Source organism: Xanthomonas sp. WHRI 7945, assembly GCF_035026585.1.
This window is the reverse complement of the sequence record NZ_JAYIQP010000033.1, coordinates 1-22,207: the sequence shown is the minus strand read 5'-3', so window position 1 is coordinate 22,207 and position 22,207 is coordinate 1. Positions and strand designations below refer to the sequence as shown.

Genomic DNA, 22,207 nt, shown 5'->3' with positions numbered 1-22,207 from the left:
CTTCGCAAAAGCACGCCGGCGCCGCATACATCGCTGGCGTCTTCTTCGGTGCGTGGCAGGGAGAGCGATGCCACCATGTCGTCCTTGTACGCATCCACCGGAATGCGGCCGGCTCGCGCGGGTAGGCATGCGCCCACTCGCCGGCGTCGCATCACGCCGAACGCTCAAGCGCTTGTCCAGTTGCGGCGTCACGGCACGGATGAGCTGTTCGTCCAGGCCAGGGCAGGGCTATTGCGGAACACGCCCCGTCACCGCATTGGCGCGGGCGCTGCAGGTGAGACGGCCGGAAATTTCCGCTGGCAGGCGCGCCCGGAGACGTGCCTTGAGAACGGCCAGGTCCTCGGTCGCCATCGTCGCGAGCGTCGCTCCGACGCTCGGCGCTCCCAGGACCGTCGCCCAGAAGTCGTCGAAGCCGGCGAACGTGCGGCGCACGTCGATTTCCCGCGTATCAATCGCATCCAGACCAGCGCCAGCCCACAACTCCCGCATGACCTCCATCCGTGACGCCTCGGGACTCGGCGGCGCCGGAACCGCGATGCCAAGCTGGCGGATTTCCGCCAGCAGCGCTTCATACGGAAAGCCGCCGCCCGGCATGTCCCAGGCGTAAGCGGCAACGGTGCCGCCAGGGCGCACCACGCGTTCCATTTCGGCAATGCCCTTGGCCGGATCGGGAACGAAGAACACCACCAAGGGCATGACGGCGACATCGAACGCGCTGTCGGGGCAAGGCAGCGCCATCGCATCCCCTTGGCGGAACTGCGCGGTGCCAAGCCCAGGCCGCATGCGCGCGTAGGCAAGCTGCTCCTCGGAGGGATCCACACCCTGTACCGAGGCCGGGCGACAGCGCGCGAGGAGCATCTCGGTGAAGGCGCCATTGCCACAGCCGACGTCCAGCCAGCGCTGGTCCGGCTCCGGTGCGAGCCAGTCGAGGAACGTGTTCCCCGCAAGCCGGCTCCACGTTCCCATGTACCGCTCATATGCCGCGCCATCGTGGAAATGGATCTGATCGGTCTTCATGTCAGGCTCCCGACAGTTCGATCAACGCGGCCGAAAGAAACAGCCCGGCCCCGAATACCGCGTGTGTCGCCAGGCTGCGCAGGCAGTTCCTCAATGGCGTGGGCGTCTTCGACGCTGCGAATCCCGCGCCCATGGCGGGCTGCATGACCAACAGCGGCACCACGACGGTCGCCATGCCCATCGCCACGGCAGGCAACAAGGCAGGTTCGCGCAACCAGGCCAGGCCCTGCACGGCCACCATCAGCGCCGCGAAGGCGATGCCGACGGCATAGTGGATCGCCCAGCCAAGCGGCCGCTCGCCCGATATCGGCGCAGCGTCCCCGATACGGGCATGGGCGAACCTGCCGCGACGCAGGTGCCCCGCCCAGCGCCCGACCAAGGCGTAGTCGAGCGTGGGCATGCCCACGCGCCTGAGGGCCAGCAGCCATGCATCCATGACGGCGGTGGCGCCGATCCCGACCAGCATCACCCGTACCGCATCCATCCACGTCATGCCTGTTCCTTTGTCGATTGCTCCAGTGGAGCTTCAATGGCATGGTAGAAGTTGAAGTCAACTTCAAGTCAAGGGGCATGCGATGGACATTGCCGAAGTCGCCAGGCGCACCGGTGTGCCGGCCTCCACGCTGCGGTTCTACGAAAAGAAGGGGCTGCTCCCGGCAAGCCGCGCGGCGGGTGGCCGGCGGCACTTCGCGCCGAACGCGCTCGACCAGTTGGCGCTGATCGCGCTGGGGCAGGCCGGGGGGCTGTCGCTGGACGACATCCACGCCATGCTCGGTTCCGGCGGCGCGCTGCAGGTGGACAGAACGCTGCTGTCGGCGAAGGCCGACGACATCGACGCGACCATCAAGCGTCTCCGCACGATGAGCCAGGGACTGCGCCATGCCGCGGCATGCCCTGCCGTCCAGCATGCGCAATGCCCGACCTTCCAGCGGCTGCTCAAGGCCGCTGCCGCAGGCCGGTTGCAGCAAGCTGCGGCGTCCCCGGCGGTGCCCAAGCGCCAAGCCAGGCGCCTCCCGCCGCGCTGAAGGCCATCAGCTTGCTCGTGCGCCGCATGGAAACGGCGTGCGGGCCAATCGCGCCGAGTTCGGAAAGCCCCCACAGGGTGGATGCCCGCGAGTCTTCGAGACTGCTTTCCGTATCGGGCTTGCGCCGCGTCCGGCAAGTGCCGGGCTATACACGTCAAAAAAAAGCCGGCCGCGACGTGCGCGGCCGGCTTTGGTAGTAACGGCGCAGCGACGCGGAGCGTTACGCCACCACGTCGTCCTTGTACGCGTCCACCGGGATGCAGGCGCACATCACGTTCTTGTCGCCGTAGACGTTGTCCACGCGCGCCACCGGCGGCCAGTACTTGGCCTGCTTGAGCGTGGGCAGCGGGAACGCGGCCAGTTCGCGCGGATAGGCATGCGTCCACTCGCCGGCGGTGACCTGCGCGGCGGTGTGCGGGGCGTGCTTGAGCGGATTGTCCTCGCGGTCCAGGCGGCCGTCCTCGATCGCGGCGATCTCCTCGCGGATCTGGATCATCGCGTCGATGAAGCGGTCCAGCTCGTGCAGCGATTCGCTCTCGGTCGGCTCGACCATCAGCGTGCCGGCGACCGGGAAGCTCAGGGTCGGCGCGTGGAAGCCGAAATCGATCAGGCGCTTGGCCACGTCCTCGGCGCCGATGCCGGTGGTCTTCTCCAGCGGGCGCACGTCGAGGATGCACTCGTGCGCGACCAGGCCGTTGCGGCCGGTGTACAGGGTCTTGTAGTGCGGCGCCAGGCGCTTGGCGATGTAGTTGGCGTTGAGCAGCGCGACCTGGGTCGCCTTGCGCAGCCCGGCGTTGCCCATCATGGTGATGTACATCCAGCTGATCGGCAGGATCGAGGCGCTGCCGAAGCTGGCCGCGCTGACCATGCCGACGTCGCCTTCGCCGCCCAGCGTCTTCGGCAGGTAAGGGGCGAGGTGCGACTTCACCGCGCACGGGCCCACGCCCGGGCCGCCGCCGCCGTGCGGGATGCAGAAGGTCTTGTGCAGGTTCAGGTGCGACACGTCCGAGCCCCACTTGCCGGGCTTGGCCACGCCGACCAGGGCGTTCATGTTGGCGCCGTCGGTGTAGACCTGGCCGCCGTGCGCATGCACCGCCTCGCAGATCGCCACCACGTCTTCCTCGAACACGCCGTGGGTGGACGGGTAGGTGATCATCAGCGCGGCCAGGCGATCGCTGTACTTCTCGGCCTGGGCGCGGATGTCGTCGACATCGACGTTGCCGTTGGCGTCGCACTTGGTGACCACGACCTTCATGCCGCACATCTGCGCCGAGGCCGGATTGGTGCCGTGCGCCGATTCGGGGATCAGGCAGATGTCGCGATGCGCCTCGCCGCGCGCGCGGTGGTAGGCGCGGATCGCCAGCAGGCCGGCGTATTCGCCCTGCGCGCCGGAGTTGGGCTGCAGGCTCACCGCGTCGTAGCCGGTGCATTCGACCAGCATCGCTTCCAGTTCGTCGATCAGCTGCTTGTAGCCGACGGACTGCTCGGCCGGGGCCAACGGATGGATCGCGCCGAATTCCGGCCAGGTCACCGGGATCATCTCGGCGGTGGCGTTGAGCTTCATCGTGCAGCTGCCGAGCGGGATCATGGTGCGATCCATCGCCAGGTCCTTGTCGGCCAGCGCGCGCATGTAGCGCAGCAGTTCGTGCTCGCTGTGGTGGGTGTTGAACACCGGGTGCTGCAGGAACGCACTGCTGCGGCGCAGGCTTTCGGGCAGCGCATCGGCGGTGGCGGCGTCGAGCGCGTCGACATCGGCCTGCGCGCCGAACAGCTGCGCCAGCGCGACCACGTCGGCGCGGGTGCTGGTCTCGTCCAGGCTGATGCCGACCGCCTCGCTGTCGATCGCGCGCAGGTTGATGCCGGCCGCGCGCGCCTTGGCGTGGACCGCCTCGGCGTCGATCGCCTTGACGTGCAGCGTGTCGAAGAAGCGCTCGCCGACCGTGACGCCGGCGCTGCGCAGCGCCGCGGCCAGGATCGCGGCCAGGCGGTGGGTGCGCCGGGCGATGCGGGTCAGGCCGTCGGGGCCGTGGTAGACCGCGTACATCGAGGCCATCACCGCCAGCAGCACCTGCGCGGTGCAGATGTTGGAGGTGGCCTTCTCGCGGCGGATGTGCTGCTCGCGGGTCTGCAGGGTGAGGCGGTAGGCGGGGTTGCCGGCGGCGTCGATCGACACGCCAATCAGGCGGCCCGGCATCGAGCGCTTGTAGGCGTCGCGGCAGGCCATGAACGCGGCGTGCGGGCCGCCGAAGCCGAACGGCACGCCGAAGCGCTGCGAGTTGCCGACCACGATGTCCGCGCCCCATTCGCCGGGCGCGGCGATCAGGGTCAGCGCCAGCAGGTCGGTGGCCACCGCGACCAGGCCGCCGCGCGCGTGCACCGCGTCGGCCAGCGCCTTGTGATCACCGATATGGCCGAAGCTATCCGGGTACTGCAGCAGCACGCCGAAGCACTCGGCCTGCAGCGCTTCCTCCGGCGTGCCCACGCGCAGCACGATGCCCAGCGGCTCGGCGCGGGTGCGCAGCAGTTCCAGGGTCTGCGGATGCACCGCGTCGTGCACGAAGAAGGTGTCGGACTTGGCCTTGGCCGAGCGCTTGGCCAGGGTCATCGCCTCGGCCGCGGCGGTGGCCTCGTCCAGCAGCGAGGCGTTGGCGATCTCCATGCCGGTCAGGTCCGCGCACATGGTCTGGAAGTTGATCAGCGCTTCCATGCGGCCCTGCGAGATCTCCGCCTGGTACGGGGTGTAGGCGGTGTACCAGGCCGGGTTCTCGAGGATGTTGCGCAGGATCACCTTCGGCGTGTGGGTGCCGTAGTAGCCCTGGCCGATGAAGCTGCGCAGCACCTGGTTGCGCTCGGCGATGGCGCGGATCTTGGCCAGCGCCTCCTCTTCGGTGATCGCCTCGGGCAGCGCCAGCGGCAGCGGCGACTTGATCTTGGCGGGGACGATGGCGTCGGTCAGCGCCTCCAGCGAGTCGTGGCCGACGGCGCGCAGCATGTGCGCGATCTCGGCGTCGTTCGGGCCGATGTGGCGCTCGACGAAGGCCGAGTGGTGTTCGAGGTCGCGCAGCGAGGGGGTCTTAGACATGGCGGTCGTCCGGCAGAGGAGGGCACGAAGGGCGGAGGACGCACGGATGCCGCCGTCGGCCGCAACTGCGGACACGACCGACGGGAAGCCACATGTCTTCCCACTGCCCCTCTGTCCTTTTGCCTGAGAGTTTGGAAGCGGCGGCGGGTGCGCTGCGCTTCGTGCCCCTTCGGCGCCGGGTTGGACCGGTCTCTCCAGAGTCTTGGTGCGGGTGGTATCGGGCCTGAGCGATTACGGGCGTTTGCGCCTTCGGCAGCGGGTCGCCCCGCTTCTCCCACCATGCTGCCCGGCGATTATAGCGTGGCCGGCGGCGGCCACGGCGGCGGCGCGCGCATGCCCAGGCGGGGCGTCCGCAGCGGCTTGCTGAACGCGATGGCGGTCATCCGGCGCATGGGCATGGGCAGGCCGGTGTGGCGCTTAACGCGGCGTCCGCCAGGGCTTATCATGGGCACTCTCCTTTGTCCCCAAGCGCCGCCCACCGTCGGGCGGTGCCGTCGCGCGTTCGCCGCCTGGCGCGAGCGGCCTTCCAGGATCTCCCGCATGACGCTCCCGACGACCTCGACCCGCCGCCTGGCACTGCTGCTGGCCGGGCTGGCGATGTTCGGCCCGTTCTCGATCGACACCATCTTCCCGGCGTTCCCGCAGCTGGCGCAGCGCCTGCGCGCCGACCCGGTGGCGATCCAGCAGACGGTCAGCGTGTACCTGCTGGCCTACGCGCTGATGGGCCTGGCGCATGGGCCGATGTCCGATGCCTGGGGGCGCAAGCGGGTGATCGTCGGCGGGCTGGTGGTGTTCATCCTGGCCTCGGCCGGCTGCGCGCTGTCGCGCGATCTGGACACGCTGCTGGCGTTCCGCGCGCTGCAGGGCTTCTCCGCCGGCGTGGGCATGATCGTCGGCCGCGCGGTGATCCGCGACCTGTACCACGGCCACGATGCGCAGCGGCTGATGAGCCAGGTGTCGATGATCTTCGGCATCGCCCCGGCGATCGCACCGATCATCGGCGGCTGGCTGCTGGCCACCGGCGCCGGCTGGCCGCTGATCTTCTGGTTCCTGGTCGGGTTCTCGGCGCTGCTGCTGGTCGCCACCTTGCGCTGGATGCCGGAGACGCACCCGCCGCAGGCGCGCACCCCGCTGGCACCGCGCACGCTGCTGCGCGACTACATCGCCATCGCGTTCAACGCGCGTTTCCAGCGCCTGGCCGCCGCCGGTGCCTTCAACTTCGGCGGCGTGTTCCTGTACATCGCCTCGGCGCCGGTGTTCGTCATCGACCTGCTGCACCTGACCGAGCGCGACTTCGCCTGGCTGTTCATCCCCACCATCGGCGGCATGACCCTGGGCTCGTTCCTGTCCGGGCGCATGGCCGGGCGCATCGGGCCGACGCGGCAGGTGCGCATCGGCTTCATTTGCTGCGGCGTGTCGATGGTCGGCAACATCGCCTACACCGCGCTCGCGCCGCAGATCGCGCTGCCGTGGGCGGTGCTGCCGATCTTCGTCGCCGGGGTGGGCATGGCGCTGATCTTCCCGATCCTGGCGCTGGCGGTGCTGGACATGTACCCGCGCCAGCGCGGGCTGGCCTCGTCGCTGCAGGCCTTCACCCAGCTGATGGTCAACGCGGTGGTGGCCGGGGTACTGTCGCCGCTGCTCAGCGGCCGCCCGATCCACCTGGCGCTGGGCTCGGGCGCGTTCTTCCTGCTCGGCTGGGCGTTCTGGCGCTGGGAGCGGCGCAGCGGCCGACGCCTGCCGCGCCCGGGCTCGCAGGTGCCGCAGCTGGAACCGGCCGATCCGGTATGAGCATCGGCTGCGCGCTTGGGCTATCGTCGTCGCGTCATCGTTGAGGAAACCGCATGTCCATCCAGTCCAAGCAGCGCCGCGACGTGCGCAAGAAGCTTGCCGAACGCCTGCGCCACCGCAGCGAGGCCGCCGCCGCGGCGGCCACCTCGATCGAACCGCACGCCGAACTGCGCGACCAGCAACGCACGCTGCTGGCCGGCATCGTGCGCCGCGACGGCGAGTGGGTGCTGGGCATGGACGGGCGCATCGCCGGGCAGAGCGAGAGCGCCGCGCAGGTGCTGTCGCTGATCATGCAGGCGGCGGAAATGCACGAACGCGCCGGCACGCCGGTGCGGCTGGTGTATTCGGACGCGCTGAAGGATGCCGCGCACGCCGATGCGCTGGCGCAGGGGCTGAGCTTCGACGAGTTCAAGGACCGCCACGCGCAGGTCATGCAGCGCGGCGACAGCGCGGCGCTGCCGGGCTGAGCCATGGGTCAGAGTGCGAGCCAGGCCGCCGACGCCGCCGTGTCGCTGGCGCGGGTGCGGCGCCGCGACGGCCTGGCGCTGATCCAGGCGCACCGCGCCAGCGTCGACCTGCATCATCCGTGGGCGTATCCGTTCACCGACGTGCCCGGCTTCAACGCCTGGTACGCGCAGACCCTGGACGGCAGCAACGTCGCGCTGCTGGCGCGCGCGCGCGACAGCGGCGAGGTCGCCGGCCTGTTCACCTTCAGCCAGATCGTCGGCGGCTGCTTCCAGAGCGCCTACCTGGGCTATCACGCGATGGCAGGCTGCGAAGGCCGCGGGCTGATGACCCACGCGCTGCGGCTGTGCGTGGCCTATGCGTTCTCCGAGCTGGGCCTGCACCGGGTGGAGGCCAACATCCAGCCGGACAATGCACGCTCGCTGGCGCTGGTCAAACGCGCTGGTTTCCGCCACGAAGGCTATTCGCCGCGCTACCTGCGCATCGGCGGGGTGTGGCGCGACCACGAGCGCTGGGCGCGGCTGGCCGACGATTGAGTCGGCGCAAGGCTTAGCACAGAGGAAAAGCGTGAGAAGGGAAGGGCAAGAGTAAAACCAGACAAATCTGGCGGAGAGAAGGGTGATGACAATAGAGACCCGTACGGTAAGAGGCCGCCAGGCCACAAAGGTCCTTGGCCGACAAGAAAATAATAAGAAATACAACGCTGCTTTGCGTGCGGCTAGATCGGTGAGGTCTGACAGCGACCGAGGAGACCTTGCTCCAATCGCCAAGTTGCTTGAGGAGGCGCATGGACATGGCGACAAGCGCGCTACCTATGCGCTTGGTACTTGGTACTTTCATGGCCAGTTCTTCAAGAAGGATGAAAAGAGAGGCTTTTCCTTGATGTTGGAAGCTGCTGAAAGTTTTGTTCCAGATGCTTGTTTCGATGTGGCTGTTAGCTATGAAACGGGAAACGGCGTCAGGAAGAGCTTAAAGAAGGCCGGCGTTTACTACTTCAGGGCCATGATGTTGGGAGAGAAGCAATCGATCGCCGAAGTTGGGCGACTGTTTTATTGGGGGATTGGCGTTCCAGAAAGTCGAGGCATCGCTAAGGAACTTCTGAACTTTCAGGCTAACGGGGACGGAAATTACCTTCACCCATGACGCACAAGGCCCGCATCAGCGGGCCTTGTCGTTTAATGTCAGGATATTTCGAGCAATATTTACTTTTGATCTGATGCCTGCACCGCCTTCGGCGCCTCCCACCCGCACATCTGCCCCTGGTTCTGCTGCGCGAGCCATTCCTGCATCGGCGCGAAGTATTCCAGCAGCGGGGCGGCGTCGAGCTTGTCGTTGCCGGTCAGCTCTTTCAACGTTTGCTGCCAGGGCTGGCTGCCGCCACGCTGCAGCATCGACCAGAATTTCTGTCCGGCCTCCTTGTTGCCGTAGAAGGTGCACTCGTACAGCGGGCCCTTGTAGCCTGCCGCGTCGCACAGGCCCTTGTAGAACTGGAACTGCAGGATGTGCGACAGGAAATAGCGCGTGTACGGGGTGTTGCCGGGCACGTGGTACTTGGCGCCGGGGTCGAAGAAGTCCTCGCCGCGCGGGGTGGGCGGGGCCACGCCCTGGTACTTGGCCTTCAGCTCCCACCATGCCTGGTTGTAGTGGTCCGGGGCGATCGAGCCGTCGAACACGCCCCAGCGCCAGCGGTCGATCATCAGCCCGAACGGCAGGAACGACACCTTGGCCAGCGCCATGCGCATCTGCGCGTTGATCAGCGCCTCGCGGCTGAGCTGCGGCGCCTCGACCAGGCCGATCGAATGCAGGTACTGCGGGGTCATCGCCAGCACGATGGTGTCGCCGATCGCCTCGTGGAAGCCGTCGTTGGCGCCGCCCTGGAACAGTGGCGGCAACGGGTTGTAGGCGAGGTCGTAATAGATGTGGCCGAGCTCGTGGTAGATGGTGGTGAAGTCTTCCTCGTTGGGCTTGATGCACATCTTGGTGCGCACGTCGCCGGCCATGTCCATGTCCCAGGCGCTGGCGTGGCACACGACGTTGCGCTCCAGCGGCTTGATGAACTGGCTGCGTGCCCAGTAGCTGTCGGGCAGCTTGGGCATCGCCAGCGAGGCGTAGAAATCCTGCGCGCGCTCGGTCATCTGCTTGGCGCTCTGCAGCTGCGCCTCGCGCTGGGCCATGAACCGCGCTTCCGGCGAGGTGTCGCCATTGCGCCGCGCCAGCGCCGCGCCGAGGTTGCTCTGGTACTGCTTTTCCAGGGTGTCGGTGATGTCCAGGCTGCCGGCGCCGGGGTAGGGCTGCAGCAGGTCCCACAGGTTGCTCCAGTCCTGCTGCCACATGTTGCCGAGCAGGTGCGCCGGCAGCAGGCCGCCGGCAACCTCGCCCTTGTCCTTGCCGTACTCGGCGTCGAGCTTGCCGCGGGTGTAGCAGTGCAGTTGCTCGTACAGCGGCTTGACCTGGGTCCACAGCCGGTCGGTCTCGGCGGCGATCTGCGCCGGCGGCATGTCGTAGCCGCTGCGCCACATCGCGCCGGTGTCGGCGTAGCCCATGTCGCGCGCGCCTTCGTTGACCAGTTCGACGAAGCGCTGGTAGTCCTGGCGCAGCGGCTGCGCGGTGCCGTGCCAGCCCTGCCAGGCGTCGAGCTGCTGGTCGTAGTCGCGGCTGCGGCGCAGCACGTCCTCCAGTTCGCCCAGCTGCCGGCAGCGGCGCGCGTCGCCCTCGCCGGTGCAATAGGTGGCCGCGCCGTAGGCGCCTTCCATCTTCGAGGCCAGCGACGCCAGTTCGGCCAGCTTGGCCGGATCGCGCGGCGCCGGCATCGCGGTCATCAGCTTCAGCAGCTGCAGCGCACGCGCGCTGTCGGCGGACATTGGCTTGCCTTCGTAGCGCTTGGCCTGTGCGATCCAGCCGTTGAGCGTGGTCAGCCAGCGCTCGTTGGCCTTGGACGCCAGCCGTTCGGAGTCGCCGTTGATGTAGGTGATCGACAGCCACTGCGCCGAGGTCAGCTCCGGCAACAGCGCGCGGTACTCCTCGTTGATGCGGGCGACGAACTGGTCGGCGCTCTCGCCGGGCGCGGCCGGTGCCGGCGCGGCGGCGCTGTCGGGGTTGGCTTCCTTGCGGCACGCGGACAGCGCAAGCACGCTCGCGCCGATGCACAGCGCAAGCAGCAGAGGGCGGTGGTTCACGGCGGATCCTTCGGTGGCGAATGCGACGAAGGCTAGTGGTCCGCCCCTTCCGCCGCAAGGGCCGCCCGCCGCGGTATCGGGCAGGCGCGGCTGCGCCTGCGAGCGGCTACCGGTTTGCGGCGCCGGCGGCGGTCGCGGCGCCGCCTGCGGGCGCGCACTGCGCGAACAGGTCGCGCGAACGCTCGTAGACCCCGGTCTTGACCTGCATCAGCCCCAGCACCGACGGGAACAGGTTGTCCTGGTCGGCGTACTGGTGCGAACGCGCACGCAGGCACGACAGGTCCAGGCCGCGGTCGCTGGCGAAACCGGGCGAGAACCACATCACCATCGGCACGTGGGTCTGTTCCTGCGGCGCGATCGCGTACGGCACGCCGTGCAGGTACAGGCCCTTCTCGCCCAGCGACTCGCCGTGGTCGGACAGGTAGATCATCGCCGTGTCGTAGTCGGGCATCGCCTCCAGCGTGGACACGGTGCGCGCCAGCAGGTGGTCGGTGTACAGCAGCGAATTGTCATAGGCGTTGGCGATCCGCTCGCGGTCGCAGTCGCCCAGGTCGGCGGTGTCGCAGGTCGGGGTGAAGCGGCGGAAGCCGGCCGGATAGCGCTCGAAATAGCTGGGGCCGTGGCTGCCGAGCTGGTGCAGCACGACCACGCGGTCGCCGGGCTTGGCGCGCACCTGCGCGGCCAGGTCCTGCAGCAGGATCTCGTCCATGCAGCGCCCGTCCTTGCACAGTTGCGGATCCTTGGCGTCGTCCAGGCGCTGGATCGGCAGGCCGTCGCACACGCCCTTGCAGCCGGACTGGTTGTCGCGCCACAGGGTGGCGATGCCGGCGTGCTCGAGCACGTGCAGCAGCGACTGGTGCCTGCGGATGTTGTCCTCGTTGTAGTCGTGGCGGCCGAACGGGGAGAACATGCACGGCACCGAGACCTCGGTGCTGGTGCCGCACGAATGCATGTCGGGGAAGTTGATCACGCCCAGTTGCGCCAGCTGCGGGGTGGTCTGGCGGAAGTAGCCGTTCAGGCCGAAGTTCTGCGCGCGTGCGGTCTCGCCCAGCACCACCACCAGCAAGCGCGGCTTGCTGCCCGGTGCGCGCGGCGTGGCGATGGCGTCGTGTTCCAGCGGCAGCTTCGGCGCCTTGCGCGCGGGGTTGTCGGACTTGAGGGTCTGCCGCAGGGCGACGATGTAGTTGATCGGCGTGGCCAGGTAGCGGATCTCGCGGTGGTTGCGCATCATCGCCGACAGGTCCTGGAACGACAGCATCGCGCCGACGCCGCCCAGCGCCAGCATCGCCAGCAGGAAGCCGGCGCGGATCGCCAGCGCCCGGCCCGGCGGGCGCCGGACCAGCCGCAGCCGCCACAGCGCCAGGATCGGCAGCGCGGCGTAGAACAGCAGCGGCGCGATCAGCGCCGGGGTCATCAGTTCGCGCGATTCCTTGTGGTCGGTGGCCAGCACGTTGCGCAGCATGTCCGCGTCCAGGTAGACGCTGTAGCTGTTCATGTAGTGCGCGGCGAACGCGGTGGTGAGCAGCAGCACGGCCAGCAGCGGCTTGGCCACACCGCGCCACAGCAGCAGGCCCAGCAGCAGTCCGTGTACCGACAGCAGCAGCAGGAACAGCGACAACGCCAGCCGCAGGTCGTCCGGGTGGCCGCTCATCGCGCTGCGCCAGAACATGCCGTTGCAGACCAGGGCGAAGAACGCGCTGGCCGCCAGCGCGAGGGTCTCGTTGCTCAGCAGCGGGCGGTAGCTCCACCAGCCGGCCTTGGAGCGGGTGCGGAGTTGCGGCAGCGAAACGCTCATGCGCGACGTTCCTTCACGATAACTACTGGGGCATGCATGGACCGGGCCGAAACCTGCGGCCGCCACAGCAAAGCGCGGTACAGGCCCAGGGCCACGCCCCAGCTCAGCGCCAGCGTCCACAGGTCGTGGGACAGGAAGTGCGCGCCGCGCAGCTGCTGGCCCAGGCCGAACAGCAGCCCGGCGCCGAGCCCGACCGCCAGCGCCGGCCAGCGCCAGGACGGCTTCAGCGCCAGCGCGAAGAAGTACAGCGCGACCCAGGCGTAGCCGGCGCTGGAATGCCCGGCCGGGAAGCAGGCGGCATGCGGCATCCCCGCCGGGCGCGGCTCGAACAGGCCGATGTAGGGCAGGTGGCCGCCGTAGCGGCTCAGGTCCCACGGGCAGTCCATGTGGGTCAGCGACTTCAGCAGCGACACCACCCCGGTGCTCAACGCCACCGCCAGCGCCAGGTACAGCAGCGGCAGCCGGTAGCGCCGGCCATCGGCGCGGCGCCAGGCCCAGACCGCCAGGCCGGCCGTCACCACCCAGGCCACGGTGCTGAGCAGCTTGCCGTCGTGATGGATCAGGCCGCGGGTCAGCGCCGCGTTCTTCAGCGCCCAGTGGCCGCCTTCCCAGCGGTACAGCAGGTCGGCGAACCAGAAATCCCCGCCCAGGCCCATCAGCGCGCCGCTGGCCAGCAGGGCCGCGGCCAGCGGCAGCCACAGGTGCCCACGGTAGAAGGCCGCCGGCACGGGCAGGGCGGAGGCGGCGGGCAGGGGCAGGGACGGGCTGTGCATGGGCGCGGTCGGTCGGGGCGTGCGGACGGTGGCGAATGTCATGGTGTTGCGCGGTGTGTCGGAGACTGGTCGGATTTCGCCGCGACGGTGTGCGCGCTTCAGCCCAGGTTGCCGGCGCCGTTTTCGGATTGCGTCCAGGTTCCATCGAGATTCGGTCAAGACGCAGCGTTCCGACCGCGCTCCGACGCGCATCCGCTAGCATGGGCGGCATCCCGTCGTCCCGGAATGCGAGCGCCATGCGGCTGTTGGTCATTGAAGACAACCAGAACCTGGTCGCGAACCTGTTCGATTACTTCGAGGTTCGCGGCCACACCCTGGATGCGGCGCCGGACGGCGTCACCGGTCTGCACCTGGCCACCACCCAGCGCTACGACGCGGTGGTGCTGGACTGGATGCTGCCGCGCCTGGACGGGCCGCAAGTGCTGCGCGCGCTGCGCGAGCAGCATCACGCCGAAGTGCCGGTGATCATGTTGACCGCGCGCGACGAGCTGCCGGACAAGATCGCCGGCTTCCGCGCCGGCGCCGACGACTACCTGACCAAGCCGTTCGCGCTGCCGGAACTGGAAGTGCGGCTGGAGGCGCTGCTGCTGCGCGCCAACGGCCGCGGCCACAGCAAGCTGCTGCGCGTGGGCGACCTGCAACTGGACTTGGGCACGCTGGAGGCGACCCGCGGCGGCCGCGCGCTGCACCTGTACCCGGCCTGCCGCAAGCTGCTGGAAGTGCTGATGCAGGCCAGCCCGGCCGCGGTCACCCGCGATCGGCTGGAACATGCGCTGTGGGGCGACGAGCCGCCGGACGGGGACATGCTGCGCTCGCATATCTACGACCTGCGGCGCAGCGTCGACGGCCCGTTCGCCGACAAGCTGATCCACACCCTGCCGCGCATCGGCTACCGGCTCGCGGTGGTGGGGCCGCACGAGGACGCGCATGCCGCGTAGGACCGGGCTACGGCAGCGCATCACCCTGTGGCTGGTCGGTTATGCGGCGCTGCTGTCGCTGGCGGTGTTCGTGCACGGCTACATCGTCAACGACCAGGCAGAGCAGCTGACTTGGCGCTCGCTGCTGAGCTCGGAACTGGAGCATTTCCTGGCGCGCAGCGCGGTCGATCCGGACTACCGCTGGATCGACACCCGCACCGTGAGCCTGTACGGCGACGAAGGCGGCGAGCCGCTGCCGCCGACGGTGGCGGCCCTGGCGCCGGGCCTGCACGACGACGTGCCGCTGGAAGGCCGCGACAAGGTGGTGCTGGTGCAGGACGTGCACGGCCGCCGCCTGGCGCTGTCGCTGGACATCACCGAACTGCAGAAGCACGAAGAGAACCTGGCGCTGTGGATGCTGCTGTCCAACGTGATCGCGGTGCTGCTGCTCGGCGCGCTGGTGGCATGGGGCCTGGGCCGCGTGGTGCAGCCGCTCACCGACATGGCGCAGCGCATCGGCAGCCTGCGTCCGGACCGGCCGGGCCAGCGCATCGAGGTGCATCCGCGCGCCAGCGCCGAGCAGGTGGTGATCGCCGATGCGTTGAACGACTACCTGCTGCGCAACGACCTGTTCGTCGAGCGCGAGCGCGCCTTCATCGACAGCGCCAGCCACGAGCTGCGCACGCCGGTGGCGGTGATCGGCGGCGCCGCCGAACTGGCGCTGGAGCAGCCCGACATTCCGCCCAGCGCGCGCAACCAGTTGCTGCGCATCCGCCGCACCGCCAGCGGCGTCGGCCAGCTGATCTCGCTGCTGCTGGTACTGGCCAAGGACCCGGCGCGGCTAGCGCGCGGCAGCGACCTGGTGCGGCTGGATCAGCTGCTGCCAGACATCGTCGAGGACCATCGCCACCTGTGCGCCGACAAGCGCCTGCAACTGGTGCTGGCGCCGTTGCCGCCGTGCGAAGTGCTGGCGCCGCTGACGATCGTGCAGGCGGCGATCGGCAACCTGCTGCGCAACGCGATCGAGAACAGCGACCAGGGCGTCATCCAGATCGCGATGCCGGCGCCGGGCGTGGTGCGCATCGACGACCCCGGCCACGGCATGGCGCCGGAGGAGATCAGCGCCATCTACATGCGCATGGCCCGCGGCGGCGGCGGTCGCGAGGGCAGCGGCATCGGCCTGGATCTGATCGCACGCCTGTGCGAGCACCTAGGCTGGTCGCTGCAACTGGATTCGGACGCGGGCCAGGGCACGCGCGCGACATTGGACCTGAGCCCGGCATTGAAGGACGGCGGCGCGGTGTAAACCCGCGTTGCTGCGAAGGCGCTGCTGTTGCGCAGAAGCAGCGTGGGGGCTGGCTGTGCACTGTAGGAGCGGCTTCAGCCGCGACTGCGTCCGAAGCCAGGAAGCCATCCGTCTTCGCGCGTCGCGACTGAAGTCGCTCCCACAGAGACTCGCGGCGAGCGTGCTGGGTGCATTGTGGGAGGGGCATCAGCCCTCGACGGTATCCGAAGCCTGGAAACCATCCGTCTTCGTTCGTCGCGACTGAAGTCGCTCCTACAGGGGCTAGCGGCGAGTGCGCTGGGTGCACTGTGGGAAGGGCTTCAGCCCCGACGGTATCCGAAGCCTGGAAACCATCCGCCTTCGCGTCGCGACTGAAGTCGCTCCCACAGGGCTTTCGGCGAGCTGGCTGGGTGCACTGTAGGAGGGGCTTCAGCCCCGACGGTATCCGAAGCCGCCAGGCCCACCGCTTCTCATCGCGGTTGTGTGGCGGGCAAGCTCACGTGTTGTGTGGGCATATCAATCGCTCCCACCGATTGCCATCGAACTCAAGCATGTCGTCTACGCCAAAGGAGTAAAGCAGGCCATCGCGGGCATCAAGCCTATGGGCGCCAGGCGCGGGGACGATGCCCGTGTCGATGTCGAAGACGTCTTGCCCGTCGTATCGAACGAGGCCATTCGCGTGGGAAATGTACAGATGCCCGTCGTACAGCGCCATGTCCCAGAAATTCATGGTTCTGCCGGTGTCGATTGCATGCCATTCATTGCGGTTGCCGACCAGCAACAAGCCATCATTGCCGCATGCGTAGACCTCGTCTTCGCTCTTGCACAGAACGCAGGACAGTGGCCGATCACTCGGGGAGTTCAGGGTGCTCCAGCGCGAGCCGTCATGGTGCAGGATGAGCCCCTTTTCGCCCACGGCATATATATCGTCGTGCGCCAGGCCATCCAGGCTTTCCAAGGTCGGGACCCCAGTTGCGCTCCGGGCGGGCTCATGTTGCTCCAGGCGCCGTCGGAGTGACGATGGACCTGGGACGACTGACCGCAGACGTACAGGTCGTTTCCGATTTCCCGTATGCACAGCAGCTCGCCAAGCCGGTCCGTTTCGATGCGGTGGTCCTGGAACCTTCCGCGGATATTGGCCAGGGTGAAGTCCTCCGCGCCGGACGTCACATGACGCAGGTGGCCATGTCGTCCGAGCATCCACAGGCTGTTGTCGCTGCGCCTGAAGCAGATGGCTCCTATGACATCGTCGTCCACATCGTGGTAGACCCAGTGTCCATCGAAGCAAAAGGCGACCCTGGACATGCGTTCTCCCGGCAGGGAGCTGTACTGCGCAGGAGCAACGATCGTGCCCGCCTTTACGACCAGGCCGCAGGTGAAAAGCAGGGAGTCTTCGTTGTCCATGATGGCTCTCCATATCCAAAGGGCCGGATTTTCGGCTTCTTTCAAAGGCGGGCGCGCGAACGTCTCCCCTGCGCATGCCCGACTCCAGATCAACCCCGGGTCCCCGTGACCTTCGTCAATCTGAGCCCTTAGGCCGTCTTGTCGCCGCCGATCCCATCGGCGACCGCCTGTGCTGCGGGACCGCGGATTTCCGCGGATGCGAGGTCATCACGGCCGTTCGACATCTCATCTCGTTATTGCGCAGCGCCGTCCGATGCGTCCATGGCGCATGCGCTTTTCGGTAGTTGAGGCGGCGTCATTGCGGCAACAACCCGCGCTGCAGCAACCAGGCGCGCGCGTCCTCGGCATCCTGTTCGAACCATGCGCGGGTGGAGCCCAGCCGGTAGGTGTAGCCCCATGCATCCATGTCGGCCATCAGCCGGGCGCTGCCGACCCCGGGCAGCGCGTCGGCCAGCACGATCTGCAGGTAGCAGGTGGCGTCCTCTTCCTCGACCGAGTCGGTGGCGTCGGTGTGCACCAGCGCGCGCCGTTGCGGCGGCAGCACGATCAGGTGGCAGGCCTCGTGCAGCAGCGAATGCACCGGCGTGTCGTCGCGCACGTACACGTCGCTGGTGATCACCCCGGCTTCCGGCTCGCCCCAGTAGCTGCCGGGAATGCTGGCGCCGTCGGCGACCCTGTGCAGGGCCAGCCCATGGCGGGCCAGCAGCGCGCGCGGCGCGTCCAGGCCGATGGCGCCGACAGTCAGTACCTCGGCAGCGGGTGCGGAGCGGGAGTCGTCGGTCTGCATGGGGAGGTCGGGAAGGAGGAGCGGTGCGTGACGCGATCGGTAACGTGTCGGCGAGCGGTTGGGCTGCGGATGGCGCGACCATCGCGCCGCTGAAGATCGTGCGTTCGATGGGCGCAGCTGGCGTCGTGCACGTCGCCCTACGAATCGCAGGCGCCGCATTGCATCCTCGCCAGGACCTTGCGCCGCACAACGCCATGCGGCGCATGCGGCAGCCTGCGCGTCGCGGCCGCCGTCAGCGACCGTCGCGCGCTGCACTACTCAAGGCGTCGGGCCTTCCGGCAGCGCCACCGAGATGTCGAGCACGTCGTGTTCGCCGTCCTTGACCAGGTCCACCTTGACCGCGTCGGCGTCGATGTTGACGTACTTCTTGATCACTTCCAGCAGTTCGCGCTGCAGCAGCGGCAGGTAATCCGGGCCGCCGCGGTGGTTGCGTTCCTGCGCGATGATGATCTGCAGGCGGTTCTTGGCGGTCTCGGCAGTGGTCTTCTTGGCCTTGAGGAAGTCGAATAGTCCCATGCTCACCCTCCGAACAACTTGGTGAAGAAGCCCTTCTTCTCCACGGAGATGAAGCGCATCGGGCGCTCTTCGCCCATGATCCGGGCCACGGCGTCGTCGTAGGCCTGGCCGGCCGGGGACTCGCCGTCGAGGATCACCGGCTCGCCCTTGTTGGAGGCGTTGAGCACGTCGCCGGACTCGGGGATCACGCCGATCGCCTTCAGGCCCAGCACTTCCTCCACGTCGGTGATGCTGAGCATCTCGCCGCCTTCCACCCGTCCCGGGCTGTAGCGGGTCAGCAGCAGGAACGCCGGTACGGTCTGGCCTTCCTCGGCCTTGCGGGTCTTGGAGTCGAGCAGGCCGATGATGCGGTCGGAGTCGCGTACCGAGGACACTTCCGGGTTGACCACGACCACCGCGCGGTCGGCGAAGTACATCGCCAGGAACGCGCCCTTCTCGATGCCGGCCGGCGAATCGCAGACGATGTATTCGAAGCCTTCGGCGACCAGGTCCTTGAGCACCTTCTCCACGCCTTCCTGGGTCAGCGCGTCCTTGTCGCGGGTCTGCGAGGCGGCCAGCACGTACAGGTTGTCGAAGCGCTTGTCCTTGATCAGCGACTGCTTGAGCGTCGCCTCGCCGTGCACCACGTTGACGAAGTCGTACACCACCCGGCGCTCGCAGCCCATGATCAGGTCGAGGTTGCGCAGGCCCACGTCGAAGTCGATCACCGCGACCTTCTTGCCGCGTCGCGCCAACCCGCAGGCCAGGCTCGCGCTGGTGGTGGTCTTGCCGACGCCGCCCTTGCCGGAGGTGACTACGATAATTTCAGCCAAAGGAATGTCTCCTGATGTTCAGTGGTAGGGCCGCGTCAGTCTTGCGCGGCGATCTTGATCTGGTCCTGCTCCAGCCAGACCTGCACGGCCTTGCCGCGCAGTTCCTTGGGAATATCGTCCAGCACCTTGTAATGGCCGGCAATGGCGACCAGTTCGGCGTGGAAATCGCGGCAGAAGATCCTCGCCTCGGTGTTGCCCTGGGCGCCGGCCAGCGCGCGTCCGCGCAGGCTGCCGTAGATGTGGATGCTGCCGTCGGAGATCACCTCCGCGCCGGCGCCGACCGTGGCCACCACGGTCAGGTCGCAGTTCTCCGCATACAGCTGCTGGCCCGAGCGCACCGCGGTCTTCTGCATGCGGCCCGGCTGCGGGCGCGCCGCAGGGGCGGGCGGCGGCGGGGGCGGCGCGGCCGGGGCGGGCGCGGCGGCGGGGGCGCCGCCGTCGATGCGTTCGTACTGGGCGCGGAACTTGGCCAGCAGCGGCAGGCCCAGCGCTTCGGACAGCTGCTCGATCTCGCGGGTGCCGTAGGCCAGCGCCACCGGCAGCACGCCGGCCTCGCGCAGGCCTTCCAGCAGCGCGCGCGCGGTGGCGGTGTCCGGCGCCTGCGCCAGGCCGCCGAAATCGATGATCACCGCGGCGCGGCCGAACAGCTTGGGCGCGCGCTGCACGCGCTCGCGCATCTCCTGGGTCAGGCGCGCCACGTCCAGGGTGCGGATGCGCAGGTTGGCGATGCCGACCTGGCCGATCTTCAGTTCGCCCGCCTGCTCGAAATCCAACGTCACCGACGACACGCTCAGGTCCCGGTCGGGCGCTGGGCCCGTTGCAGGCGGCGGGCATGGCCGACCCAGGGCAGGTCGGGCAACTGCTCGCCGTAGGTCTCGCGGACCCAGGCGTAACTGCACAGATCTTTCAACAGCATGCTGGCACGCACCTCCACCTCGTTCATCGTGTTCTGGCCCACTTCGCGGAAACCGAAGCTGCCATGGAACAGCAGCGCCGCATCCGCGCCATGGTCCAGGAAGACCTCGCAGGCCAGCTGCGGGTAGCGCAATTCGGCGTAGCTCTGCACGTCGGCATAGAACGCCCGGCCGACACCGCCGCCGCGGCGGCGGCTGGCCACCACGATGCGGTCGATGTAGAAGAACGCCGGGTAGCGTTCGCGGAACCAGGCGAAATTGCTGCTGTCGTGATCGCCATCGCCGCCGAAACCGACCAGGAAGCCGGCCAGGTTGCCGTCGCGCTCGGCGACGCGGAAGTATTCTGCGGTCTCGTAGAAGCGGTGCAGCTTGGCCGAATCCAGCGGCAGGATCGCCAGTCCGGCGTTGTTGTTCAGGGCCAGGACCGAATCGAGCTCGTGCTCGCGCACGTCGCGGATGACGATCGACATTGGGACTCCGTTGCTGATGCGCGCGCGGCCAGATGCGGACCGCCTGCGGGATTATCGCACGCGGGACCCGGGGCGGCGAGCCGCGCATGCATGACTTCCGTGGGAGTGCAATGCGCGCCGTTCATCCTAAGATGCGTGCATGTTGGAGTCTCTCAGCCATGCCCGCGTCCTGCGCTATGCCGGCCTGTTCACCTGGGCCGTCATCTGCATGCCGTTGCTGTACCTGTACTGGGAGCCGGTCGAGGAGTCGAGCCGGATGCCCAGCGGCGAGGTGTGGCTGCTGCTGGCCAGCTACCTGGGCTTCGGCCTGGGCTACTTCCTGCTGACCTGGCGCCTGCACAGCGGCGCCGGCGCGCGCTGGTACGGCCGCGGGGTGCTGGTGCTGCTGACCGTGTGCGCGCTGGCGGTCGGCTATCTGCACCGTTCCGGGCTGGGCAGCATCCTGATGATGGTGGCGGCCGGGGTCATCCCGTGGCTGCTGCCGGTGCGCGCCGGCGTGGCCTGGCTGCTGCTGAGCCAGCTGGCGGTGCTGCCGGTGTACCTGGTGATGGGCTTCCCGGTGTTCGAGGCGCTGATGCAGTCGCTGCTGTACGGCGGCTTCTCGATGTTCATCTTCGTCACCAGCCTGGTCGCGCGGCAGCAGGTCCAGGCCCGCGAGGAGCAGCGCCAGCTCAACGCCGAGCTGCGCGCCACCCGCGCGCTGCTGGCCGAAAGCGCCCGCATCAACGAGCGCACCCGCATCTCGCGCGAGCTGCACGACCTGCTCGGCCACCACCTGACCGCGCTGAGCCTGAACCTGGAAGTGGCCGGCCACATCACCGAGGGTCGCGCCCAGGAGCACGTGCACCAGGCGCATACCCTGGCCAAGCTGCTGCTCACCGACGTGCGCGAAGCGGTCAGCCAGCTGCGCGACAGCGGCGCGATCGACCTCGCCGCCGCCCTGCGGCCGCTGGCCGAGCGGGTGCCGTCGCTGCAGATCCACCTGCAGGTGGACGAACCGCTGACCGTCGAGGACCCGGAGCGCGCGCATGTCTTGCTGCGCTGCACCCAGGAAATCATCACCAACACGGTGCGCCACGCCCACGCCGACAACCTGTGGATCCAGGTGCGCCGCGACGGCCCGCTGGTGGTGATCCAGGCCCACGACGACGGCCGCGGCTGCGAGGCCCTGCTGCCGGGCAACGGCCTGCGCGGCATGCGCGAGCGGCTGAGCCAGTATGGTGGCAGCCTGGAGATCGATGCGCCGCAGGGCGCGGGCTTTCGCCTGCGTGCCGCGGTTCCGAGCGCGGCCGCGTTGCTGCCGTCCGCCGTTCCACAAGGAGTGCTGTGATGATCCGTGTCTGCCTGGTCGACGATCAAACCCTAGTGCGGCAGGGGATCCGCTCGCTGCTGGCGCTGGACGGCGGGATCGAGGTGATCGCCGAAGCCAATGACGGCCGCCAGGCGGTGGAGCTGATCCCGCAGGTGAAGCCGGACGTGGTGCTGATGGACATGCGCATGCCGGCGATGTCCGGGCTGGAGGCGCTGCAGATGCTGTCGCGCAACGGCACGCTGCCGCCGACCATCATCCTGACCACCTTCGACGACGACCAACTGGTGCTGGCCGGGCTCAAGGCCGGGGCCAAGGGCTACCTGCTCAAGGACGTGTCGCTGGAACAGCTGGTCGGCGCGATCCGCGCGGTGGCCGCCGGCGGCTCGCTGGTGCAGCCGGCAGTGACCCAGCGCCTGCTGTCGGGCCTGGAGCACATGCGCAACGACTTCGTCAGCCTGGACCGGCCGGACCCGTTGACCGACCGCGAGACCGAGATCCTGCGCTTGATGGCCAGCGGCTTCTCCAACAAGGAGATCGCCAATTCGCTGGGCGTGGCCGAGGGCACGATCAAGAACCACGTGTCCAACATCCTGTCGAAGTTGGGCGTGCGCGACCGCACCCGGGCGGTACTGAAGGCGTTCGAGCTGCAGTTGGTCTGACGGGACA

22 protein-coding genes and 1 riboswitch are annotated in these 22,207 nt (G+C 68.4%); of the genes, 10 read left to right on the top strand and 12 right to left on the bottom strand.

All coding sequences use genetic code 11. From position 1 onward, the window contains the following. Positions 1-228: 228 nt before the first annotated feature. The gene (locus VDQ83_RS17795; RefSeq protein ID WP_455435906.1) at positions 229-1,017 is read right to left on the bottom strand and encodes a class I SAM-dependent methyltransferase; all 789 of its coding nucleotides are present in this window, start codon (positions 1,015-1,017) and stop codon (positions 229-231) included. A 1-nt stretch (position 1,018) separates the two neighbouring features. Continuing rightward, complete coding sequence (locus tag VDQ83_RS17790; RefSeq protein WP_455435905.1) at positions 1,019-1,510, bottom strand: DUF2938 domain-containing protein; 492 nt, start codon at positions 1,508-1,510, stop codon at positions 1,019-1,021. 82 nt (positions 1,511-1,592) lie between these two features. Here VDQ83_RS17790 and VDQ83_RS17785 point away from each other — a divergent pair, with 82 nt between their 5' ends. After that, entirely contained in the window at positions 1,593-2,042 is a 450-nt protein-coding gene (locus VDQ83_RS17785; protein WP_455435904.1) for a helix-turn-helix domain-containing protein, read from the top strand. A 220-nt stretch (positions 2,043-2,262) separates the two neighbouring features. On the opposite strand, the gene gcvP is transcribed toward VDQ83_RS17785, so the two are convergent. Beyond that, entirely contained in the window at positions 2,263-5,124 is a 2,862-nt protein-coding gene (gene gcvP, locus VDQ83_RS17780) for an aminomethyl-transferring glycine dehydrogenase (RefSeq protein WP_455435903.1), read from the bottom strand. A gap of 101 nt (positions 5,125-5,225) precedes the next feature. Then, positions 5,226-5,332, bottom strand: a riboswitch (glycine riboswitch). Between the two features lie 332 nt (positions 5,333-5,664). Here gcvP and VDQ83_RS17775 point away from each other — a divergent pair. The 4 genes from VDQ83_RS17775 (at position 5,665) to VDQ83_RS17760 (ending at position 8,523) form a co-directional block, all read left to right on the top strand. After that, positions 5,665-6,915, top strand: a complete 1,251-nt coding sequence (locus VDQ83_RS17775; protein WP_455435902.1) for a multidrug effflux MFS transporter — start codon at positions 5,665-5,667, stop codon at positions 6,913-6,915. Positions 6,916-6,968: 53 nt separating this feature from the next. After that, a complete protein-coding gene (locus VDQ83_RS17770) occupies positions 6,969-7,382 on the top strand; it encodes a hypothetical protein (protein WP_263397592.1) in 414 nt (137 codons plus the stop codon). 3 nt (positions 7,383-7,385) lie between these two features. Continuing rightward, positions 7,386-7,916 carry a GNAT family N-acetyltransferase gene (locus VDQ83_RS17765; RefSeq protein ID WP_455435901.1) on the top strand — a complete coding sequence of 177 codons (531 nt, stop codon included), beginning with the start codon at positions 7,386-7,388 and terminating at the stop codon, positions 7,914-7,916. A gap of 85 nt (positions 7,917-8,001) precedes the next feature. Then, a complete protein-coding gene (locus VDQ83_RS17760; protein WP_455435900.1) occupies positions 8,002-8,523 on the top strand; it encodes a tetratricopeptide repeat protein in 522 nt (173 codons plus the stop codon). A gap of 59 nt (positions 8,524-8,582) precedes the next feature. Here VDQ83_RS17760 and VDQ83_RS17755 read toward each other — a convergent pair whose 3' ends face one another. From VDQ83_RS17755 to VDQ83_RS17745, 3 genes are all read right to left on the bottom strand, one after another. Continuing rightward, a complete protein-coding gene (locus VDQ83_RS17755; RefSeq protein ID WP_455435899.1) occupies positions 8,583-10,556 on the bottom strand; it encodes a M2 family metallopeptidase in 1,974 nt (657 codons plus the stop codon). Positions 10,557-10,662: 106 nt separating this feature from the next. Next, positions 10,663-12,351, bottom strand: coding sequence for a phosphoethanolamine transferase (locus VDQ83_RS17750; protein WP_455435898.1), 1,689 nt, complete (start codon positions 12,349-12,351; stop codon positions 10,663-10,665). Then, positions 12,348-13,124 carry a phosphatase PAP2 family protein gene (locus VDQ83_RS17745; protein ID WP_455435897.1) on the bottom strand — a complete coding sequence of 259 codons (777 nt, stop codon included), beginning with the start codon at positions 13,122-13,124 and terminating at the stop codon, positions 12,348-12,350. The genes VDQ83_RS17750 and VDQ83_RS17745 overlap by 4 nt, the downstream gene beginning before the upstream one ends. A gap of 236 nt (positions 13,125-13,360) precedes the next feature. Between VDQ83_RS17745 and VDQ83_RS17740 the strand changes: the two genes are divergently transcribed. Together VDQ83_RS17740 and VDQ83_RS17735 are read left to right on the top strand one after the other, a co-directional pair. Further along, positions 13,361-14,062, top strand: a complete 702-nt coding sequence (locus tag VDQ83_RS17740) for a response regulator transcription factor (RefSeq protein WP_455435896.1) — start codon at positions 13,361-13,363, stop codon at positions 14,060-14,062. Further along, on the top strand, positions 14,052-15,347 hold the full coding sequence (locus VDQ83_RS17735) for a sensor histidine kinase (RefSeq protein WP_309912468.1): 1,296 nt from the start codon (positions 14,052-14,054) through the stop codon (positions 15,345-15,347). Before VDQ83_RS17740 ends, VDQ83_RS17735 begins: the two co-directional genes overlap by 11 nt. Positions 15,348-15,822: 475 nt before the next feature. Here the strand turns inward: VDQ83_RS17735 and VDQ83_RS17730 are convergent, their stop codons facing one another. Beyond that, the gene (locus VDQ83_RS17730; protein ID WP_455435895.1) at positions 15,823-16,284 is read right to left on the bottom strand and encodes a hypothetical protein; all 462 of its coding nucleotides are present in this window, start codon (positions 16,282-16,284) and stop codon (positions 15,823-15,825) included. Between the two features lie 62 nt (positions 16,285-16,346). Here VDQ83_RS17730 and VDQ83_RS17725 point away from each other — a divergent pair, with 62 nt between their 5' ends. Further along, complete coding sequence (locus tag VDQ83_RS17725) at positions 16,347-16,862, top strand: hypothetical protein (protein ID WP_455435894.1); 516 nt, start codon at positions 16,347-16,349, stop codon at positions 16,860-16,862. Positions 16,863-17,025: 163 nt separating this feature from the next. On the opposite strand, the gene VDQ83_RS17720 is transcribed toward VDQ83_RS17725, so the two are convergent. The 5 genes from VDQ83_RS17720 to VDQ83_RS17700 form a co-directional block, all read right to left on the bottom strand. Continuing rightward, positions 17,026-17,517, bottom strand: coding sequence for a hypothetical protein (locus VDQ83_RS17720; protein ID WP_455435893.1), 492 nt, complete (start codon positions 17,515-17,517; stop codon positions 17,026-17,028). A 258-nt stretch (positions 17,518-17,775) separates the two neighbouring features. Then, the gene (minE, locus tag VDQ83_RS17715; RefSeq protein WP_263110481.1) at positions 17,776-18,033 is read right to left on the bottom strand and encodes a cell division topological specificity factor MinE; all 258 of its coding nucleotides are present in this window, start codon (positions 18,031-18,033) and stop codon (positions 17,776-17,778) included. Between the two features lie 2 nt (positions 18,034-18,035). Next, positions 18,036-18,845, bottom strand: coding sequence for a septum site-determining protein MinD (gene minD, locus VDQ83_RS17710; protein WP_185813539.1), 810 nt, complete (start codon positions 18,843-18,845; stop codon positions 18,036-18,038). Between the two features lie 35 nt (positions 18,846-18,880). Further along, positions 18,881-19,633, bottom strand: coding sequence for a septum site-determining protein MinC (gene minC / locus VDQ83_RS17705; protein ID WP_309912475.1), 753 nt, complete (start codon positions 19,631-19,633; stop codon positions 18,881-18,883). 2 nt (positions 19,634-19,635) lie between these two features. Next, positions 19,636-20,229, bottom strand: coding sequence for a GNAT family N-acetyltransferase (locus VDQ83_RS17700; protein WP_263397602.1), 594 nt, complete (start codon positions 20,227-20,229; stop codon positions 19,636-19,638). A gap of 139 nt (positions 20,230-20,368) precedes the next feature. Here VDQ83_RS17700 and VDQ83_RS17695 point away from each other — a divergent pair, with 139 nt between their 5' ends. Both VDQ83_RS17695 and VDQ83_RS17690 read left to right on the top strand, forming a co-directional pair. Beyond that, on the top strand, positions 20,369-21,559 hold the full coding sequence (locus VDQ83_RS17695) for a sensor histidine kinase (protein WP_309912478.1): 1,191 nt from the start codon (positions 20,369-20,371) through the stop codon (positions 21,557-21,559). After that, entirely contained in the window at positions 21,559-22,200 is a 642-nt protein-coding gene (locus VDQ83_RS17690) for a response regulator (RefSeq protein ID WP_003465620.1), read from the top strand. The genes VDQ83_RS17695 and VDQ83_RS17690 overlap by 1 nt, the downstream gene beginning before the upstream one ends. The last annotated feature ends 7 nt before the right edge of the window (positions 22,201-22,207 follow it).

What these genes read in the sequence shown, in the direction of transcription:
- VDQ83_RS17795 (WP_455435906.1), bottom strand. Translation starts at nt 1,017, where the DNA reads ATGAAGACCGATCAGATCCATTTCCACGATGGCGCGGCATATGAGCGG.
- VDQ83_RS17790 (WP_455435905.1), bottom strand. Translation starts at nt 1,510, where the DNA reads ATGACGTGGATGGATGCGGTACGGGTGATGCTGGTCGGGATCGGCGCC.
- VDQ83_RS17785 (WP_455435904.1), top strand. Translation starts at nt 1,593, where the DNA reads ATGGACATTGCCGAAGTCGCCAGGCGCACCGGTGTGCCGGCCTCCACG.
- gcvP (WP_455435903.1), bottom strand. Translation starts at nt 5,124, where the DNA reads ATGTCTAAGACCCCCTCGCTGCGCGACCTCGAACACCACTCGGCCTTC.
- VDQ83_RS17775 (WP_455435902.1), top strand. Translation starts at nt 5,665, where the DNA reads ATGACGCTCCCGACGACCTCGACCCGCCGCCTGGCACTGCTGCTGGCC.
- VDQ83_RS17770 (WP_263397592.1), top strand. Translation starts at nt 6,969, where the DNA reads ATGTCCATCCAGTCCAAGCAGCGCCGCGACGTGCGCAAGAAGCTTGCC.
- VDQ83_RS17765 (WP_455435901.1), top strand. Translation starts at nt 7,386, where the DNA reads ATGGGTCAGAGTGCGAGCCAGGCCGCCGACGCCGCCGTGTCGCTGGCG.
- VDQ83_RS17760 (WP_455435900.1), top strand. Translation starts at nt 8,002, where the DNA reads ATGACAATAGAGACCCGTACGGTAAGAGGCCGCCAGGCCACAAAGGTC.
- VDQ83_RS17750 (WP_455435898.1), bottom strand. Translation starts at nt 12,351, where the DNA reads ATGAGCGTTTCGCTGCCGCAACTCCGCACCCGCTCCAAGGCCGGCTGG.
- VDQ83_RS17745 (WP_455435897.1), bottom strand. Translation starts at nt 13,124, where the DNA reads ATGCACAGCCCGTCCCTGCCCCTGCCCGCCGCCTCCGCCCTGCCCGTG.
- VDQ83_RS17740 (WP_455435896.1), top strand. Translation starts at nt 13,361, where the DNA reads ATGCGGCTGTTGGTCATTGAAGACAACCAGAACCTGGTCGCGAACCTG.
- VDQ83_RS17735 (WP_309912468.1), top strand. Translation starts at nt 14,052, where the DNA reads ATGCCGCGTAGGACCGGGCTACGGCAGCGCATCACCCTGTGGCTGGTC.
- VDQ83_RS17725 (WP_455435894.1), top strand. Translation starts at nt 16,347, where the DNA reads ATGGACCTGGGACGACTGACCGCAGACGTACAGGTCGTTTCCGATTTC.
- VDQ83_RS17720 (WP_455435893.1), bottom strand. Translation starts at nt 17,517, where the DNA reads ATGCAGACCGACGACTCCCGCTCCGCACCCGCTGCCGAGGTACTGACT.
- minE (WP_263110481.1), bottom strand. Translation starts at nt 18,033, where the DNA reads ATGGGACTATTCGACTTCCTCAAGGCCAAGAAGACCACTGCCGAGACC.
- VDQ83_RS17700 (WP_263397602.1), bottom strand. Translation starts at nt 20,229, where the DNA reads ATGTCGATCGTCATCCGCGACGTGCGCGAGCACGAGCTCGATTCGGTC.
- VDQ83_RS17695 (WP_309912478.1), top strand. Translation starts at nt 20,369, where the DNA reads ATGTTGGAGTCTCTCAGCCATGCCCGCGTCCTGCGCTATGCCGGCCTG.
- VDQ83_RS17690 (WP_003465620.1), top strand. Translation starts at nt 21,559, where the DNA reads ATGATCCGTGTCTGCCTGGTCGACGATCAAACCCTAGTGCGGCAGGGG.